Raw genomic sequence first — 18,586 nt, 5'->3', positions numbered from 1 at the left:
GATAAGCGAACGCTATGCCACGCGAGCGCGACCACGGTACGCCTGAGCAAGCCTGAACTTTGCGATGAGTTCGGAGAGTGCGTCTGCGCGCTCCCGAAGACCAAAGGCAGCAGCTGAAGTCTGCTCCACCATCGCCGCATTCTGCTGCGTAAAATGATCGATCTGAAGCACCGCGGAATTGACTTCGCTCAGGCCGTTTGATTGCTCGCGTCCGGACGTGACAATTTCGTTGATCAGCTGGTTGATCGCAGTAACTTCTGCAACGATCTGGCTGAGCACCTCGCTGGTGCTGTTCATCAATTGAACTCCATGGTCAACACGAGTAGAGCTCACATTGATGAGAGCTCGGATTTCTTTGGCGGCAGACGCGGAACGCTGTGCCAAGGCGCGCACTTCCGACGCAACCACAGCGAAACCCTTTCCGGCATCTCCCGCCCGGGCAGCCTCGACACCTGCGTTCAATGCCAGCAGATTCGTTTGAAACGCAATTTCATCAATGACGGTGACGATTTGGGTGATCTGCTGTGAGCTTTGAGCGATGTCGTCAATCGCACTCTCGGCTTGCTGCACGATACTCTCGGAGCGTTCGGCGTCCGCGTTCGCCTGAGCAGCGACATCCTTGACCTTCAGCGCGTTGTCCAGCGAGCGCCGGGCTCCCGCAGTTATGGCGTCCAGCGCGGCGGAAGCTTCTTTCAACGACGCCGCCTCGCTTTCCGTCCTTCGCGCCAGATCTTGCACAGCAGCAGCGATATCATCGGTTCCCGACAGAATATCATTCGATGTCGCGCTGATATGCGTCATGGCTTGCAGCAGGGTTGCCACCGCCGCGTTGAAGTCACGTTTCGCATCCTCGGTCTTGGTAGGAACGTCATCAGCAATCTGGTAGGCTAGGTTCCTCTCTGCCAATTCCTTCAATGCAGTGCGGAGTATTTGCATCGAGATGCGATCATTCTCTGTATCCTCAGCACGTTTCTGATCAAACACGGCTCGCTCCGCATCAGCTTGCTGCACAAGCTCGGCAAAGAAATGGTACATTGCGACCGAGACATCCACGAACACTGATCGCATAAGGCTGTGAATGAATTCGTTTCGTTTCGCTCGGGGCTTCCAGCGACATTCATCCACCAGCGCTATCATCAACTCGGCCGCGTATGTGGAGTAGGTTGGCGACAGAAATTGCGGATAGTCGATTTCACGGGCGACAGCCGAGGCTATCTCGGCCTGGGCCTGGAAATACTCCGGCGAAAAAGTGCCGGAGACTATGTTCCTGAAGACGAGTTGTTCCTTTCTGAGCACCTCGTCGTCGAGACCTTGAAAATTCGGCATGGTAACAGCGTATGTGGCCGTCAACACGTCTCTGAGGCGCGGCTCAAGCAGTGAAAGAACGATAGTCCCGGTTTTTTGCTGTTCCGCGGTCCATGGTGTGATCTGATCCTCGATCTTTTTCAACGTCTGCCCCCCGGTCAAACACCGCTCAAACTGCGGCCACTTTTGTCGTGGAAAAATAATCTCTATGCCTTCTTAATATAACGTGTATCAAATTTAGAAACGTTTCGCACCATACGAAACATGGCGCATAACCAAAAATCTTACAGACGACCTGGTGACGCATGCAGGCTGGCAAATGCCGAGCACTCAGCCCGAACGGAAGTCGATTGCGAAGGCCAATTTCTGCTGCCGATTGCAGCCGGGGAAGGTAAGCGCGACATCCCCTCCCCGCTGCCGTGAGAACAGCAAACTTCACCAAACGGTCGTTCCACTCGGCTGCTAGCCCCGAGCTTCCGACACGCGCTTTTGCTCGCCATCCAGCACCTTCTCCATCTCGATCAGAGCTTTCTCGAGCCGAACGAGAATTTCCTTCACTTCGTCCGCCGCGATCGTCAAAGGCGGAGTAAGGAGGATAGAGTTATTGAGAGGTGCCACGCCGGCCGGATAGACGATGAGGCCCAATGTGCGGCATAACTCCGTGAACCTCGCGGATACCATAAAATCCGTGCTCGGAGGCTCGAGAGTGTCGCGATCCAGTACGAACTCGAAACCCCACAGAAGGCCCCGTCCTCTGACATCGATCATATGCCTGAATCTCTGCGACAAAGTTCGAAGGCCTGCGCTGAGTTCGTCCCCCCTTTGTCGAACATTGTCGAGAACGTCATTCGATTGCATGTAGTCGAGAACCGCAAGGCAGGTCGCCGCGCTCAAAGGGTTTCCGGAGAAGGTGTGCCCAAAAGGTGCATGACCGCTCCCCTGGCGAATGGATTCCACGAGCCCCTCCCTCATCAGCACGGCGGCCATCGGAGTGTAGCCAGCGCTCAATCCCTTGCCGACGAGGAGTATGTCGGGAACCACGTCGAGCCATTGAGATGCGAACCAGTCTCCCGTCCGTCCCATCCCGGAGATCACTTCATCGAGAATGAGGAGAACATCGTACTTGTCGCAGATTTCGCGGACACGCCTGAAATAGCCCTCTGGTGGCATAAGAGCACCGCCAGCAGCCCCCACGATCGGCTCTGCTATGACGGCCGCGACAGTGTCAGGATCAGCCTCCAAAATGGCGTTTTCCCAGGCATCGGCGCATTGGCGATGATATTGCTCGATGCTAAGTCCCTTCGGCCGGCGCAATGTGTAAACTGGCGGCACAACTGGGAAGGGATGAAGGAGAGGTCCGTAATCCTTTCGGCGAACATCATGGCCGGACATCGACAAGGCCCCCATCGTCATACCGTGATAGCTGCGCTGGCGGCCGAGAATCTTGGTTTTCGAAGGCCTCCCCCGCTCCTTCCATATATGCAGTGCGACACGTATGGCATGCTCCGACGACTCCGATCCACTGTTGAGGAAGAATGCATAGTTCAGGTCTCCCGGTGCAAGCTCGGTGAGGCGCGTGGCAAGCTCCTCAGCGGGCAAGCTGGTAAACTGTGTGCGGTAGGTGAACGCGACCTTTCGGAGCTGGGCGTCGATAGCGGATGCGATTTCCGGAACGCCATGCCCTATGTTGGCTGTCATTGCACCGGATGCGGCATCCAGATAGCTGCGTCCTTCGGTGTCGAACAGCCAGACACCCTTCCCGTGGTCCACGACAGGATATACAGCACCAAGGCTCTGCTTTATCAACGCCGACATCAAGTTTCTCCTCATCCATTTTACGCGCCCGACCCGGCCAGAGCCGTCGAGATTGTTCCTTGAGCGAGATCGGCCTGCTCACCGATCGCGATCCAATTGCATAGCCACTCATATCCTTCGTGAGATCGAGGCGAGGCGCCCGTTGCCGAGGTAAGTGGATGATTCCCGACCAGCGTGGCGCTAGAACCTGTCGATGATCACCGCGCCAACGTCCTGGGAGCTATCGAGGCGCGGAAGAGCATTCGCAGCCTCTTCCAGGCTGATCGTTCGACCGATCAGTTTGTCCGGGTGCAGCTTGCCGGTCGTGATCATTGCCAGCATGTCGGCGTACCTGAACGGCTGCAGACCGTAGCTACCAATGATCTCAAGCTCACGCAAAACCACACGTCCCATTGGGATTGGAGGTAGCGCCTGATCACCTGCAAGCAGCCCTATCTGAACGTGCTTGCCGCGCTTGGTCAGGCATGCGATCGAGTTTCGGCAGGTCGTCATGCTTCCGAGCGCATCAACCGAGACATTCGCACCGCCTCCCGTCACATCTACAATTGCGCCGGGAACGTCAGGGGTTGTCCGGCCATTTATGACGACTTCCGCTCCGAGTGCGGTGGCAAGCTGCAGCTTTTCATCGGTGATATCGACTGCGATGACACGGGCGCCAAGGGCGTTTGCAATCATGATCGCCGAAAGGCCGACTCCACCACATCCGTGAATGGCGACCCACTGCCCGGGCGCCACGCGAGCCTGATGGGCAATCGCCCGAAAAGCCGTCGCAAAGCGGCAGCCGAGACCCGCCGCAGTCGCAAAGTCGATCGATTCCGGCAAAGCAACCAGATTGGCGTCAGCGTGATCGATGGCAACACATTCAGCAAACGAACCCCAATGCCTGAAGCCTGGCTGGAATTGATCGTCACAGAGTTGATGATTGCCCGAGGAGCATTGCGCGCAGGTGCCGCAGACTCCCATGAACGGCATCGTGACGCGATCCCCCGCCTTCCAATTCCGCACCCCTCGCCCGACTTCCCTGATCACGCCTGCGAATTCGTGGCCCGGCACGTGTGGCAGGTTGATATCGTCGTCATGTCCAACCCACCCATGCCAATCGCTCCGACACAGGCCAGTCGCCTTGACATCGATGACAACGCCCAGCTCGGCTGGGATAGGATCCGGAACCGTTTTGACAACGATTTCACCTTTGAACTTCTCATATACCGCAGCACGCATCTCTCACTCCCAGCAGTTCCAACTCAGGTTCATTCATCGCACCAGCCCGCTTTCCGAACGGCTGCGGTCCGCAACAAGTATGGCGCCTCACCGACGCTATGTTTTGGTCGCCACCATTACGAGCCATTTGAGCTTCCGTAACACGGCGTTTCTTATAAGGAAACATGTGTTACAAACAATCACATGACGAAATCAACGAGATGGGGGCCCTAGACACTAGCTTTCGAAGCAAAGGTTCGGCCTAACGCCGATAAGCGGAAAGGTTGGCGACCACGACCGGTTGGCCACTCCTCCACAGTTCCAGGCGCAAGGAATACGGCTCGTATCCGCTACACTCCTGGCGCGTGGTGTGTCTCTGGTTGTTTCAGGTGGCGCGGAGAGCTTATCTATCAAAAAAAGCACACAAAATTGCGAGAGCTTAGCGAGTTGTTGCGCGACTGTTTCCAATGATGTAAACATGTTTCGGAGGAAGCAAAAGGATAACGCCATCAGCAACACGGAGGCCGCAAAACAAAATCGGCTCCGAGAGATGTTGAAAGGATATCGAGGAAACGGAGGACGAGTGCTTTGGGATGGGGCTCTTGTCCAGAACCCGCAAGGATTACAATGACTCTCCTTCAATCGAGAAACAGATCGCTGTCTTCAGCCCAATCCGCACCTGGCTTGGCAAAACTTGCACCGCCTCCGGTTCCCGCAGGTACCGCGCAGTCGAAAATCGTGGCGACTTGGGGAGGCGACAAAATGAATGTCGAGAACGCCATCAGAACTCAGCGTAGCCAAAAGGGCATAAGTCTGAGGACGCTGGCCAATCATTTGGGAATCTCAGCGTCACAACTCTCAAAAATTGAGACTGGGAAATCCAAGCTTTCGGTCGATCTGGCGCTAAAAATCGCCGAGTTGCTTGAGGTTCCGGCTGCGAACTTCCTGTCGAGAGGCCGACCCGTAGCAAGCGGGCGGCGGACGATCACCCGCGGCACGGCAAGTGAGGGCCAGACGACTCCTGGAATGCGTTTCACTCCGCTTTGCTCCGAATTCAAGGACCACAACAGTCTCTATTGGGTTGTGACGCTGTCCGCAACCAGCCTGGAGGAGAATGGAGGCTGGAGGCAACATCCGGGGCAGGAGTTCTTCTATGTGCTCTCCGGCCAGGCACAACTTTTGAGCCAGATTTATGAGCCTGCGACGCTTGATGCAGGGGACAGTATATTGTTCGACTCGGATCAGCCGCACGCCTATCTGGCCATTGGCGGACCTGCCAACGTCCTCATGATAAACAGCCTTCCCTGAGATTCTTGTCAGCACAGACGCTGTTCGCCGTGACGATCGCCAAAACATGAAGCCCGGTCGGGGCCGGCCTTCGCTGGCCCCGATCGGTAAAGTTCGGATGCATGCGTCACCGACCGAGGGATGTTGCGGCTTTTTCAATCCCGACGGCAATCACTTCCGCCATTTCCGAGACGGCGGATGAGTCATGGATCAGATCGTTTCGGACCTCGATGTAGGCGTTCGGAACGGCGATTGACAGACCATGCCGATCCAATGTGAACCAGTCGCTATCGGCAAAACTGTAGGGTTGGTTTTCCTCTACCGTAAACCGACGCTGAACGTCCATCGCCTGAATCAGAGGCAATGCAAGGCGGCTGTCACACTTCCACATGACACCGATTTGACATGATCTGTAGACCGCCTCCCACACCGGCGAGAAGGAATGGATAGAGACGATCAATTTGCCGATGGGCCGTTCGCCTTCCAATAGATCTTCCAGGACACGCTCGACCGGAGATCTTGCGATCCTCTCCCGCCGGCACCTTTCCTCATCCGAAATATGCACGTTAGCCGGCACCGGAATGCCCCCCATATCGGGGCGAATGCAGCTAGGATCAGTGGCCTTGCGATTGTAATCGAGAAACAGCCTCGAATAGTTGGCAAGTACCGCTGTGGCTCCGAGGCGGTCCGCTACGGCGACCGTTAACTCCCTTGAGCCGATATCATGTGCGTAGTGAGTCTCGAAAAAGGCATCGTGCAAACCGAGGCCCCTCCAAGCAGCCGGGACTTGACTGCCCCCATGTTCACATAGCACCACGATGTCCGGGCGCCTCGCACCTTCAAGTACCGAAACCGCATCACTTGCGTAGGATGCGATCTCGGCTTCGCTCAACGTGACGGGCTGGCTCATTGCGGATTCCGGATATGAAACGACTTAACGTCCGTAACGCCGTAAAGACCTTCCTTGCCGTTTCCGCGGCCGAGTCCGGACATCTTCTGTCCACCCCACGGAAGATAGAGGTCAGCATGATCGCAACGATTGACGAAGACCGTACCGGCGTCCAGTTGATCCACAATCTGGAGGCCGGCATCGACGTCACGGGTCCACACGCTGGCCGTGAGCCCATATTGGTTGTCGTTCATCAGACGCACGGCTTCGTCATCGCTCTTTACGGTCTGCACGCAGGCAACGGGGCCGAAAGTCTCCTCCTGCATCACTGTCATCGTCCCGTCGACGTCGGTTAGAAGCGTCGGGGCAATGTAGCAATAAGCGTCTTTGACACCTGAGAGATTGAGTGGTTCCTCGGAATAGGCGGTTGCTCCCTTCATCACCGCGTCGGAAATTTGGCTGCGGATCAGTTCCGCTGCCGACTTCTTCACGACTGGCCCGACGGTTGCGTTGGGGTCGAGCGGGTTGCCAACCTTGTACTTCTTCATTTCCTGCTTGAAGCGAGCGAGGAACTGGTCGCGGATCGCCTCGTGAACATAGATGCGCTCGACGGAGCAACAGGACTGACCGGCATTTGAGAAGCAACCATCCGCGATATCCGTGACCGCCTGTTCGATATCCGCGTCGGCGCGCACATATGCTGGGTCTTTTCCGCCGAGCTCCAGATGGACGTGGGTGAGTGTCCCTGCGGCCGAGCGGTGGATGGAAAGTCCACCTGCGACAGAGCCGATGAAGTTGACCCCCTTCATCCTGCCGGAGCGGATGATGCGATCGACCTGATCATGGCTCAGTTCCAGAACCTGAAACACACCTTCAGGTCCGCCGATTGTCTCATAGGCTTCCCGGATGATCCGACCGACGTCGACGGTCTGCGCCGCATGCTTCAGGATTACGGGATTACCGCCGAGAAGAGGGGTCACGATCAGCCACGGAAGCAGTCCCACAGGATAATTCCACGGCGCGATGGAAAGATGGACACCCTGGGGACTGCGGCGCGTGAACCGTTTGATCGAGGCATCGGAAGGATAAGGGTCGTCGCCGATCGCGTTGAGCGCCTCGATCTGGGTCACAGTGACGGCCTTGAAGCGCTGGGTTTCGTCGGCTTGCGCCACCGGACGGCCAATCGACAAGGTCAACGCGCGAGAAAGCTCATCCTTCCGACGGATGAGTTCATCGGCGAGAGCGATGACCAGCCTAGCACGCTCGTCCTTGGAGGAATTCCGCCAAGTTTCAAATGCCGACTCCGCTTTTGCAAGCGCCGTGTCAACGGCCAAGTCGCTGGCGGTGTCGACTGAAAGAATCTTCGATCCATCAATCGGGGAAACAACCTCGATGGGCATTGTGCTCTCTCCTATCACAAATGTGTTGATATGGTCAGTTATGTTTCGTATAAAGCAACACGTTTCCAACAGCAACACGATTCTGCAACGAAATTGTTGTTTCGCAACGGGGCTCTTGGTGGCGACTTCTCAAACGCGAAAAAGAGGGAGTTTACATGATCAAGTTTGATTTCAGCGGCCGCGTCGCCATCGTGACCGGCGCTGGCGGGGGGATGGGGCTGTCGCTCGCCGAGGGGCTGCTTGCGGCCGGTGCGTCGGTCCTGGCGATCGACGTCAAGGAACAGCCGGAAGCACTCAAAGATGGCGCCAAATGCGTCTACGCCAAAGGCGATCTAACCGACGCAAAGTTCGTCAATGATGCCGTCGATGCGGCATACAAGAAGTTTGGCCGCATCGACTATCTCGCCAACATCGCCGGCGTGCTCTGGTTTGGCAAGGACGTCTCCCTTCTCAATATAGACCTCGATATCTGGGACAAGGTGATGGATATCAACCTGAAGTCCATGGTGCATACCATCAAGGCCGCTGTGCCCTACATGCGAAAGTCGGGCGGTGGCTCCATGGTCCACTTTGCAACGGTGCAGTGCCTCCGTGGCGATACTGCGCCGCAAGATGCCTACGTGGCATCGAAAGCTGGTGTCGTCGCGATCTCCAATTCCATCGCGATGCAGCTCTCCGCTGAGGGCATTCGATCCAATGTCATTCATCCGGGAATCACACACACGCCGATGCAGGCTCGCTGGGATTCCCCTGAGAAGCTGAAGAACGCATCCGACTATGTGCCGATGAAGAAGGTCGGCCAGCCGGAGGACATGGCCAACGCGGCGATGTTCCTGCTTTCCGACGCTGCCGGATATATCACCGGCACCAGCCTCATCGTCGATGGCGGCCTCATGCTCAAGTACTGAGCATGATCTGTGGTCCGAGGCGACCCGATTTGGTCGCCTCGGCGGTCGAATGTCGTTTTTAGCGTGGGCGATTGCCGACGGCCTACAAGAGGGAAATGCTTCCATGGATCAAAAAAGTGCATCTGCAGGCGCCGAAATCTGGCGTTCTCGCGCAGCGGACTTGAAGATAGAAGGTCGTGCGCTCATCGATGGCGAGATGACCAGAGCGACGGACGGAGCCAGTTTCGATTGTCTTTCTCCGATTGACGGGCGGTTGCTTGCCCAAGTTTCATCGGGTGGCGCTGCTGATATTGACCGGGCCGTCCGGGCTGCACGCGCGGCCTTCGAGGATCGCCGGTGGGCGGGGCAAGCGCCGGCTGCGCGCAAGCGTATCCTCCAGCGTTTTGCCGCGCTGCTGCGGGAAAACCTCGAGGAGCTTGCCCTTCTTGAATCACTCGACATGGGCAAGCCGATCTCAGCGGCTCTATCTGTCGACGTAAACGCGACGGCCCGTTGCTACGATTGGTATGCAGAGGCAATCGACAAGGTTTACGATCAGATCGCTCCCACCGCGGATCAGGATCTCGCCCTCATTACCCGCGAACCACTCGGTGTTGTCGGCGCAATCGTTCCATGGAATTTCCCGATGCTGACCGCCGCGTGGAAGACCGCGCCGGCGCTGGCCACCGGCAATTCGGTCGTCCTGAAGCCGGCGGAACAGTCGCCATTGACGGCAATCCGAATGGGGCAGATCGCACTGGAAGCAGGCATTCCGCCTGGGGTATTCAACGTGGTGCCCGGATTCGGGCATACAGCGGGTAAAGCTCTCGCCAGCCACATGGACGTCGACGGTATTTTCTTCACGGGTTCGACCTCGACCGGCCGGCTGCTCATGGAATATGCTGGCAAGTCCAACCTGAAGAAGGTTGGTCTGGAACTTGGCGGGAAAAGCCCGAACATCATCCTGTCGTCCTATGCAGATATCGAGAAGGCGGCCATCACAGCGGCTGAAAGCATGTTCGCCAATCAGGGTGAAGTCTGCATCGCTCCTTCGCGACTGATTGTGGAGCGACCGATTCACGACAAGGTCGTGGAGATAATCGCCGAGTTTGCAAAGAACAGGCAACCGTCTGACCCGCTCGATCCAGCAACGAATATGGGCGCGCTGGTGGATCTGCGCCACGCAGATCGCGTCATGAGCTACATCGAAACCGCGAAGGCCGAGGGGGCCAGAGTGGCTGCTGGCGGAACCCGCGCCCTGGTGGAGAGCGGCGGGGCATATGTAGCTCCTACGATCTTCGACAATGTCACAAACAACATGAAGGTCGCTCGGGAAGAGATATTCGGTCCGGTTCTCTCGGTCATCCCTGTCGATAGCGCCGACGAGGCCGTAGCGGTCGCGAACGACAGCCCTTACGGGCTTGCCGCCGCTGTCTGGACGGATCGCCTCTCAGACGCTCACAAGGTCGCCAGGGCGCTTCGAAGCGGGATCGTCTATGTCAACTGCTACGACGCTTGCGACATGACGACACCGTTCGGTGGATACAAGCAGTCCGGCAACGGCCGGGACAAGTCGCTGCATGCCCTCGACGAGTACACCGAGTTGAAGACGACCTGGGTGAGGCTCTGACCTGTGAATGCCCTTAACCCCATGTCGGACCAATGACGATGAGAATACTTATTGCAGAAGGAAACGTGCATGCCTCCAGACAGAGATCCAGGGAGATCGGAGGCTCTACACCCGGCGAAGGCTATGGAGATGTCATCACGGCGCTTTGTCCGTCGATTGAGATCGACATCTACAATCTGCCGGATGCCGGCGAGAAACCGCCGAAACCGATCGATGTATATGATGGCATCGTGTTAACCGGTTCGTCGCTGACGATCTATGAGGATCGTCCGGAGGTCCGCCGCCAGATAGAGTTTGCGCAAGAGGTGTTCGCATGTGGCGTCCCCTTCTTCGGATCATGCTGGGGACTTCAGGTTGCGACTGTTGCCGCTGGCGGTGAGGTTCTTCGAAATCAGCGTGGCCGGGAGGTGGGCTTCGCCAGAGCTATTCGCCTGACCTCCGAGGGGATTAGCCATCCGCTGCACGATGGAAGACCCGTCACCTTCGATGCGCCGGCAGTGCATGCGGATCATGTGACGCGCCCGGCCGATGGCACTATCGTTACGGCGTCAAATAGCGTCAGTGATGTTCAGGCGGCTGAGATATCCTACAAGAACGGCACTTTCTGGGGAGTGCAATACCACCCTGAATTTTCGCTGAAGGATATCGCAGACGTTCTCGTCCGATACGCTCCGGTGATCGTTGATGAGGAAAAGTTCTTCGAGGATCCGCAGCAACTCGCCGCCTATGCAGGCAACTTGCGACTGCTTCATGACGATCGGGAACGGCGTTCGATTTCTTGGCAATACGCAATCGGCAAGGACCTGCTTGATGACCGCGTGCGGTTAACGGAGATCGCCAACTGGTTAAGGGTCAAAGTTGGGGCCGCCGTTCATTAAGTCAATCGCACACTCTCGGTTTCGAACATAGGCTACTACGCGGTGTTACGATGCGAGATGTCCACGAGTACACACAAGTTCTGTCACGGAAGAATCTGATGAACAATAACTTCTTGCAGGCGGTGATGTGCCGCGCGGCACCAACTTTCCTGTTTCTCAACGGATTAAGTTCCCCGCCCCCTGGGCCAACTTGCCTGTCGTCTGAACGGCGACAGGCGCTTTCTTCCGCGGGCAGTCGCAGACCGGTGGGATGCGGGCGCATTTTTGCCCGCTGGCTACGAAGCTTTGCGACGTAGGCTAGATAATAGCTGAGAATGCCAGTGGCAACCGCTGTAAGTCCCTACGGTCTCCGAGACCACATGTTCATCAAGTCATTGAGGAGTCCGACTTGCCCATATCCAAGATCCTAGTCGCCAATCGATCCGAAATTGCCATTCGCGTGTTCCGCGCGGCCAATGAACTTGGCTTGAAGACGGTTGCGATATGGGCGGAGGAGGACAAACTGTCCCTCCATCGATTCAAGGCAGACGAGAGTTATCAGGTTGGACGTGGCCCTCACCTGGCCCGTGAACTCGGACCGATCGAAAGCTACCTGTCGATCGATGAGGTGATCCGTGTGGCCAAGCTTTCGGGCGCGGACGCCATTCATCCGGGCTATGGCCTCCTTTCCGAAAGTCCCGAGTTTGTCGATGCCTGCAACGATGCAGGCATTACTTTTATCGGACCGCGCGGGGAGACCATGCGGCAGCTCGGAAACAAGGTGGCGGCGCGCAATCTTGCGATCTCTGTCGGCGTCCCTGTGGTTCCGGCGACCGATCCGCTGCCCGATGATATGGCGGAAGTCGCCCGCATGGCCGAGGAGATCGGCTATCCGGTGATGCTCAAGGCATCCTGGGGCGGTGGCGGCCGAGGCATGCGTGCGATCCGTGACCCGAAGGACCTGGCTCGCGAAGTCACCGAGGCGAAGCGCGAAGCGATGGCAGCGTTCGGCAAGGACGAAGTCTATCTTGAAAAGCTGGTCGAGAAGGCCCGTCACGTCGAGAGCCAGATTCTCGGCGACATGCACGGCAACGTGGTCCATCTGTTCGAGCGCGACTGCTCAATCCAGCGCCGCAACCAGAAGGTCGTCGAACGCGCTCCCGCTCCCTATCTTAGCGAGGCACAGCGGCAGGAGCTTGCCTCCTACTCGCTGAAGATCGCCCAGGCCACGAACTATGTGGGCGCCGGCACCGTCGAATACCTGATGGATGCCGACAGCGGTAAGTTCTACTTCATCGAGGTCAACCCGCGCATCCAGGTCGAGCACACGGTCACCGAAGTCGTGACCGGCATCGACATCGTCAAGGCGCAGATCCACATCCTCGACGGACACGCGATCGGAACGGCGGAATCCGGCGTTCCGGCCCAGTCGGACATCCGGCTGAACGGCCATGCGCTGCAGTGCCGCATCACCACCGAGGACCCCGAGCACAACTTCATCCCGGACTACGGCCGCATCACCGCCTATCGTGGTGCGACAGGCTTCGGCATCCGCCTCGACGGCGGCACGGCCTATTCGGGCGCAGTCATCACCCGTTACTACGATCCGCTGCTCGAAAAGGTCACGGCCTGGGCGCCGACGCCGCAGGAGGCGATCCAGCGCATGGACCGTGCGCTGCGCGAATTCCGTATCCGCGGCGTGGCGACCAACCTCACCTTCCTCGAGGCGATCATCGGTCACGCGAAATTCCGCGACAACAGCTACACCACCCGGTTCATCGACTCGACGCCTGAGCTTTTCGCCCAGGTGAAGCGCCAGGACCGTGCAACGAAGCTCCTGACCTATCTTGCCGACGTGACCGTCAACGGGCATCCGGAAGCCAAGGGTCGCCCGCGTCCGCCCGAGGACGCGGCCGAGCCCGTCGTACCCTACATCGACGCGCCGATCCCGGACGGTACCAAGCAGCTGCTCGACACGCTCGGCCCGGTCAAATTCGCCGAATGGATGCGCAATGAGACCCGCGTGCTCGTTACCGACACGACGATGCGCGATGGCCATCAGTCGCTGCTGGCGACCCGCATGCGCACCTATGACATCGCGCGTGCCGCAGGTGCCTACGCGCGGGCCCTGCCGAACCTCCTTTCGCTCGAATGCTGGGGCGGTGCGACCTTCGACGTATCCATGCGCTTCCTGACGGAGGACCCGTGGGAGCGTCTCGCGCTCGTGCGCGAGGGTGCGCCGAACCTGCTGCTGCAAATGCTGCTGCGCGGGGCGAACGGCGTCGGTTACAAGAACTATTCCGACAACGTCGTGAAGTATTTCGTGCGCCAGGCCGCAGCCGGCGGCATCGATCTTTTCCGCGTGTTCGACTGCCTGAACTGGGTCGAGAACATGCGCGTCTCGATGGATGCCGTGGCGGAGGAGAACAAGCTCTGCGAGGCAGCCATCTGCTATACGGGTGACATCCTCAATTCCGCCCGGCCGAAATACGATCTCAAGTACTACACCGCGCTGGCGGCCGAACTGGAAAAGGCCGGTGCGCATATCATCGCGGTCAAGGACATGGCCGGCCTCCTGAAGCCCGCTGCGGCGCGGATCCTGTTCAAGGCGCTCCGCGAAGCGACCAGCCTGCCGATCCATTTCCACACGCACGACACCTCGGGCATTTCGGCCGCGACTGTTCTTGCCGCCGTCGAGGCGGGCGTCGATGCGGTCGATGCGGCGATGGACAGCCTGTCGGGCAATACCTCGCAGCCGTGTCTTGGCTCGATCGTCGAGGCGCTGCGCGGTTCGGAACGCGATCCGGGTCTCGACCCCTACTGGATCCGTCGCCTGTCGTTCTACTGGGAGGCCGTGCGCAACCAGTATGCCGCCTTCGAAAGTGACCTCAAGGGGCCGGCTTCCGAAGTCTACCTGCACGAAATGCCGGGCGGCCAGTTCACCAATCTCAAGGAGCAGGCCCGTTCGCTCGGCCTCGAGACCCGCTGGCACGAAGTGGCCCAGGCCTATGCCGATGCGAACCAGATGTTCGGCGACATCGTCAAGGTGACACCGTCCTCCAAGGTGGTCGGCGACATGGCGCTGATGATGGTCAGCCAGGATCTCACGGTTGAAGACGTCGTCGATCCGGCGAAGGACGTGTCCTTCCCGGAGTCAGTCGTCTCTATGCTGCGCGGCGATCTCGGCCAGCCGCCGATCGGATGGCCGGAGGGTCTGCAGAAGAAGGCGTTGAAGGGCGAACAGCCCTACACCGTGCGTCCGGGCTCGCTGCTCGAAGACACCGACCTCGAAGCCGAGCGCAAGGCGATCGAGGAGAAGCTCGACCGCAAGATCAGCGACATCGAGCTCGCTTCCTTCCTGATGTATCCGAAGGTCTTCACCGACTATGCGCTGGCCGCCGACACCTACGGTCCGGTCTCCGTGCTGCCGACGCCCTACTACTTCTACGGTCTGCCGGCCGGCGAGGAACTGTTCGTCGATCTCGAAAAGGGCAAGACGCTTGTCGTCGTCAACCAGGCCATGGGTGCCACCGACGACAAGGGCATGGTGACGGTGTTCTTCGAACTCAACGGCCAGCCGCGCCGCATCAAGGTCCCGGATCGCGCCCATGGTGCGGCCGGCAGCGCGGCACGCCGCAAGGCCGATCCGGCGAATGCCGGTCATGTCGGCGCGCCGATGCCGGGCGTCATCTCGACCGTGGCCGTGGCTGCGGGCCAGTCGGTCAAGGCCGGTGACGTGCTGCTGTCGATCGAGGCGATGAAGATGGAGACGGCGCTGCACGCCGACCGCGACGGTACGATCTCGGAAGTGCTGGTCAAGGCCGGCGACCAGATCGACGCGAAGGACCTGCTTGTTTCTTGGAGTTGAGGCGATCGGAGACAGACGGCATACCCGTGCTTCTGCGACTCGTATCCCTTCAGCGCGGAATCACGCTCTACGGTGCGGCTATCCAAGACGTGTTTCCTCCAGACATTGTCGCGGTTCCGATCTCCGATCCTCACGCGAGTTTTGAGATCAGCGTTGCGTGGGACGCTCGCCGCCATGTACCGATGATTAGGCAGTTCGTGAGCGCTGTAGTCGAATTCTGCTCAAATGGCGGACGCCGTACTCCAACTGATACGTCGGGCAGATAGACCGGGTTGTGACCAGCTCTGTCAGCGAGCTCTGACATCACGCATTTTCTGCTTGTCATAGTCAGCAGCATCCAATGGTGACCTGCCCGCACTACGCTTTTGTCGTGCCAAAGGAGGCCCTTCGAGAAGTTGCCTGGGCGGGTCTCCAGAATTCAACGTCGGTTTCGATCTTGGTTTGCCAATACATTGCGGATTGAGAAACTGGAATGAATCCGCTGGACGCCGGGCAACTTCGATAGGATTTCTTTATGAATGCCTTCAAACTCGCCCGCATTCGCGACGTCCACCCGAAGAAAGTAGTCCGAGCCGCCAGTCATCAAATAACATTCGCGGACCTCTGGGTGCTTTCGGACGGCAGCTTCGAAGCGATCCAAATAGTCTTCGGTCTGCTTTTCTAGAGTGATGTTGATGATGACGGCGATTGTAGCCTCTGCGTTCGACGCATCGACTAGTGTCGTGTAGCCGCGGATGATCCCGGCATGTTCCAAGTTTTTTATTCGTCTCAAGCACGCGGAGGGGGAAAGCCCCACTTCGGCAGCGAGATCGACATTGCTCATGCGAGCGTTCAGTCGAAGGAACCGCAAAATGTTTCGGTCGATCGCGTCGATTGAGGACATTGCAGAATATTCCAAAAACTCGCTGATAATTGCGGAGTATGGACAAATAGGCAATAATAAACTGCACAGTGGCAGGAAATTTGTCAATCGTTTCAATAGACTTCTGGAAACGAGGGCAAGGCATGAACAGTGTGATTCCGCACTTCTGCATTCGCGAGATGACGAGTGCAGTTGGAGCATCCGGCTATCTTACCATCGATCTCGGCGGCCTCCGCCGTAACTACGAGAAGCTTTCCGCCTCGGTTTCCCCGGCGAAGGCGGCCGCAGTGATCAAGGCCGACGCCTACGGACTAGGCGCCACGAAAGTCGCAGCCACGCTTTTTGCCGCCGGCTGCCGGCATTTCTTCGTCGCTCACTTCTGCGAGGCGACCGAGATCAAGCCACACCTTTCCGAGGAAGCCCGCATCTTTGTCCTCAACGGTCTTCAGCCGGGCAACGAACCACCAGCTGCGGAGGCCGGCATCATTCCGGTGCTGAACTCGATGGAACAGCTGCACCGATGGACCGCGACCGCACGCGCGCTCAGTCATCGTCTGCCCGCCGTACTGCAATTCGACACCGGCATGTCGCGGCTGGGCTTTCCGCCGGAAGAACGCGCCCTTCTGGCCGAAGAACTGCGTAACAATCAGGACATCGAAATCCTGTTTATCATGAGCCATCTGGCCTCGGCCGACGACGCAGATAGCCAGCAGAACGGCGACCAGCTCTCGGAAATGCGCCAGATCGCTGAAGAGTTTCCTGCATTCAGCGTCTGCTTTGCCAATTCAGGCGGTGTCTTCCTCGGCAGCGAATATCACGGCACGCTCGTTCGCCCTGGTATCGTCCTTTATGGCGGCGCGCCGAACAACGGCGGAACCAATTCGATGGAACCAGTTGTCCGCCTCGACGTGGCGGTGATCCAGACCCGGACCGTTCCCGCCGAGGCTCGGGTCGGCTATGGCGCAACACATGTTACCAAGACCGAGGCACGGCTTGCGACGCTTGCTGCCGGCTATGCCGACGGGCTGCCGCGCAGCCTCAGCGATCGCGGCGCCGTCTACTACAATGGCGTGCGCCTGCCGATCGTCGGCCGCGTATCGATGGACAGCATAACGATCGATATTTCCGCCCTGCCCGCCGGCACGCTTTCACTGGGCAGCCTGGTCGAAGTCATCGGCCCGAGCCAGACGCTGGAGATGCTGGCGGCAGACGCCGGAACGATCTCCTACGAAATGCTGACCAGTCTCGGCCATCGCTACCGTCGCCAATACCGCTAACAATTCTCTTCCGTCATTGAGGCATTCATGAAAGTCATCGTACTTGGCGCCGGCGTAGTCGGCGTGACGTCCGCCTATCAGCTCGCGAAGGCCGGACATGAGGTCATCGTCGTTGACCGCCAGCTCGGCCCGGCACTCGAAACAAGCTTCGCCAATGCCGGCGAAGTATCGTTCGGCTATTGCTCCCCCTGGGCCGCACCCGGTATTCCGCTGAAAGCCATGAAGTGGCTGTTCATGGAACACGCGCCGCTGATCCTGCGTCCGAAACTCGACATGGCCATGCTGTCGTGGATGTTCAAGATGCTGGCGAACTGCACCACGGAGCGCTACGCGATCAACAAGAGCCGCATGCTCCGCCTCGCCGACTACAGCCGGACGGCTCTTGCCGCCGTGCGCGAGGAAACGGGCCTTGCCTATGACGAGCGCATGCAGGGAACGCTGCAGCTTTTCCGCACGCAGGACCAGCTCGACGCTTCCGCCAAGGACGTGAAGGCGCTTGCCGCAGACGGCATCCCATATGAAGTTCTGGATCCGGATGGCTGCATTCGGGTTGAACCGGCTCTCCGGCACGTCCGCGAAAAGATCGTCGGGGGTCTGCTGACGCCAAAGGACGAAACAGGAGACTGCTTCAAGTTCACCAATGCGCTGGCCGAAAAGGCCGCGGCACTTGGCGTCTGGTTCCGGTATGGCACCACCGTCAAGGGCTTCGACATCGAAAGCGGCCGCGTACGTGGCATCGTGACGGACGGAGCGCCGGTGCACGGCGATGCCGTGGTCGTGGCGCTCGGGAGCTATTCGCCGTTGCTGCTCAAGCAGGTCGGCATCAAGCTACCGGTCTATCCGGTCAAGGGTTACTCCCTGACGATCCCGATCACGGATGCCACCCGCGCACCGGAATCGACCGTCATGGACGAAACCTATAAGATCGCCATCACCCGCCTCGGCGACCGCATCCGCGTCGGCGGTATGGCCGAAATCTCAGGCTATACCAACGACCTCGGTGCTACCCGCCGCCGCACGCTCGAGCATTCCGTAACCGATCTCTTCCCCGGTGGGGACGTGTCCCAGGCGCTCTTCTGGTCCGGTCTTCGTCCAATGACGCCGGATGGCACACCCGTTATCGGTCCGACAAAAGTCCAGGGACTGTTCCTCAACACTGGCCACGGCACGCTCGGCTGGACGATGAGCTGCGGCTCCGCCCGCGTCATCAGCGATCTGGTCAGCGGCCGCAAGGCTGAAATCGATGCAACCGACCTCGCGATCAGCCGCTACGCCTGATTCATCGTCATTCAAACCTTACAAACGCAGG

The 18,586-nt window shown here is 58.6% G+C and carries 13 protein-coding genes; 7 read left to right on the top strand and 6 right to left on the bottom strand.

Annotated features, from left to right (window positions below):
* Nucleotides 1-12 precede the first annotated feature (12 nt).
* The 3 genes from IG197_RS32765 to IG197_RS32755 form a co-directional block, all read right to left on the bottom strand.
* The gene (locus tag IG197_RS32765) at nt 13-1,449 is read right to left on the bottom strand and encodes a methyl-accepting chemotaxis protein (RefSeq protein WP_192321250.1); all 1,437 of its coding nucleotides are present in this window, start codon (nt 1,447-1,449) and stop codon (nt 13-15) included.
* 318 nt (nt 1,450-1,767) lie between these two features.
* The gene (locus tag IG197_RS32760; protein WP_192321248.1) at nt 1,768-3,120 is read right to left on the bottom strand and encodes an aspartate aminotransferase family protein; all 1,353 of its coding nucleotides are present in this window, start codon (nt 3,118-3,120) and stop codon (nt 1,768-1,770) included.
* A gap of 180 nt (nt 3,121-3,300) precedes the next feature.
* On the bottom strand, nt 3,301-4,341 hold the full coding sequence (locus tag IG197_RS32755) for a zinc-dependent alcohol dehydrogenase family protein (protein WP_192321246.1): 1,041 nt from the start codon (nt 4,339-4,341) through the stop codon (nt 3,301-3,303).
* 741 nt (nt 4,342-5,082) lie between these two features.
* Between IG197_RS32755 and IG197_RS32750 the strand changes: the two genes are divergently transcribed.
* Entirely contained in the window at nt 5,083-5,628 is a 546-nt protein-coding gene (locus IG197_RS32750) for a helix-turn-helix domain-containing protein (RefSeq protein ID WP_192321244.1), read from the top strand.
* Between the two features lie 106 nt (nt 5,629-5,734).
* On the opposite strand, the gene IG197_RS32745 is transcribed toward IG197_RS32750, so the two are convergent.
* Nucleotides 5,735-6,517, bottom strand: a complete 783-nt coding sequence (locus tag IG197_RS32745) for an N-formylglutamate amidohydrolase (protein ID WP_192321242.1) — start codon at nt 6,515-6,517, stop codon at nt 5,735-5,737.
* Nucleotides 6,514-7,896, bottom strand: a complete 1,383-nt coding sequence (locus IG197_RS32740) for an aldehyde dehydrogenase family protein (RefSeq protein WP_192321240.1) — start codon at nt 7,894-7,896, stop codon at nt 6,514-6,516. Before IG197_RS32740 ends, IG197_RS32745 begins: the two co-directional genes overlap by 4 nt.
* Before the next feature lie 155 nt (nt 7,897-8,051).
* Here IG197_RS32740 and IG197_RS32735 point away from each other — a divergent pair, with 155 nt between their 5' ends.
* From IG197_RS32735 to pyc, 4 genes are all read left to right on the top strand, one after another.
* Nucleotides 8,052-8,804, top strand: a complete 753-nt coding sequence (locus tag IG197_RS32735; protein WP_192321238.1) for an SDR family NAD(P)-dependent oxidoreductase — start codon at nt 8,052-8,054, stop codon at nt 8,802-8,804.
* Nucleotides 8,805-8,907: 103 nt separating this feature from the next.
* Nucleotides 8,908-10,413 carry an aldehyde dehydrogenase gene (locus IG197_RS32730; RefSeq protein ID WP_192321236.1) on the top strand — a complete coding sequence of 502 codons (1,506 nt, stop codon included), beginning with the start codon at nt 8,908-8,910 and terminating at the stop codon, nt 10,411-10,413.
* A gap of 38 nt (nt 10,414-10,451) precedes the next feature.
* Entirely contained in the window at nt 10,452-11,291 is an 840-nt protein-coding gene (locus IG197_RS32725) for a type 1 glutamine amidotransferase (protein ID WP_192321234.1), read from the top strand.
* 388 nt (nt 11,292-11,679) lie between these two features.
* Nucleotides 11,680-15,138, top strand: a complete 3,459-nt coding sequence (pyc, locus tag IG197_RS32720; protein WP_192321232.1) for a pyruvate carboxylase — start codon at nt 11,680-11,682, stop codon at nt 15,136-15,138.
* Between the two features lie 418 nt (nt 15,139-15,556).
* Here the strand turns inward: pyc and IG197_RS32715 are convergent, their stop codons facing one another.
* The gene (locus tag IG197_RS32715; RefSeq protein WP_192321230.1) at nt 15,557-16,021 is read right to left on the bottom strand and encodes an Lrp/AsnC family transcriptional regulator; all 465 of its coding nucleotides are present in this window, start codon (nt 16,019-16,021) and stop codon (nt 15,557-15,559) included.
* 122 nt (nt 16,022-16,143) lie between these two features.
* On the opposite strand from IG197_RS32715, the gene alr reads away from it, so the two are divergent.
* Nucleotides 16,144-17,277, top strand: a complete 1,134-nt coding sequence (alr, locus tag IG197_RS32710; RefSeq protein WP_192321228.1) for an alanine racemase — start codon at nt 16,144-16,146, stop codon at nt 17,275-17,277.
* 27 nt (nt 17,278-17,304) lie between these two features.
* Complete coding sequence (locus IG197_RS32705; RefSeq protein WP_192321226.1) at nt 17,305-18,555, top strand: D-amino acid dehydrogenase; 1,251 nt, start codon at nt 17,305-17,307, stop codon at nt 18,553-18,555.
* The last annotated feature ends 31 nt before the right edge of the window (nt 18,556-18,586 follow it).

The sequence above is a fragment of the Aminobacter sp. SR38 genome, from assembly GCF_014843375.1.
Lineage (GTDB): Bacteria > Pseudomonadota > Alphaproteobacteria > Rhizobiales > Rhizobiaceae > Aminobacter > Aminobacter ciceronei.
The sequence above is the reverse complement of the archived record's forward strand: the minus strand, read 5'-3'. Positions and strand labels throughout refer to the sequence as shown.

Coding starts and splice junctions, on each gene's coding strand:
- IG197_RS32760 (WP_192321248.1), bottom strand. CDS start 3,120: ATGTCGGCGTTGATAAAGCAGAGCCTTGGTGCTGTATATCCTGTCGTG.
- IG197_RS32755 (WP_192321246.1), bottom strand. CDS start 4,341: ATGCGTGCTGCGGTATATGAGAAGTTCAAAGGTGAAATCGTTGTCAAA.
- IG197_RS32750 (WP_192321244.1), top strand. CDS start 5,083: ATGAATGTCGAGAACGCCATCAGAACTCAGCGTAGCCAAAAGGGCATA.
- IG197_RS32745 (WP_192321242.1), bottom strand. CDS start 6,517: ATGAGCCAGCCCGTCACGTTGAGCGAAGCCGAGATCGCATCCTACGCA.
- IG197_RS32740 (WP_192321240.1), bottom strand. CDS start 7,896: ATGCCCATCGAGGTTGTTTCCCCGATTGATGGATCGAAGATTCTTTCA.
- IG197_RS32735 (WP_192321238.1), top strand. CDS start 8,052: ATGATCAAGTTTGATTTCAGCGGCCGCGTCGCCATCGTGACCGGCGCT.
- IG197_RS32730 (WP_192321236.1), top strand. CDS start 8,908: ATGGATCAAAAAAGTGCATCTGCAGGCGCCGAAATCTGGCGTTCTCGC.
- IG197_RS32725 (WP_192321234.1), top strand. CDS start 10,452: ATGAGAATACTTATTGCAGAAGGAAACGTGCATGCCTCCAGACAGAGA.
- IG197_RS32715 (WP_192321230.1), bottom strand. CDS start 16,021: ATGTCCTCAATCGACGCGATCGACCGAAACATTTTGCGGTTCCTTCGA.
- alr (WP_192321228.1), top strand. CDS start 16,144: ATGAACAGTGTGATTCCGCACTTCTGCATTCGCGAGATGACGAGTGCA.
- IG197_RS32705 (WP_192321226.1), top strand. CDS start 17,305: ATGAAAGTCATCGTACTTGGCGCCGGCGTAGTCGGCGTGACGTCCGCC.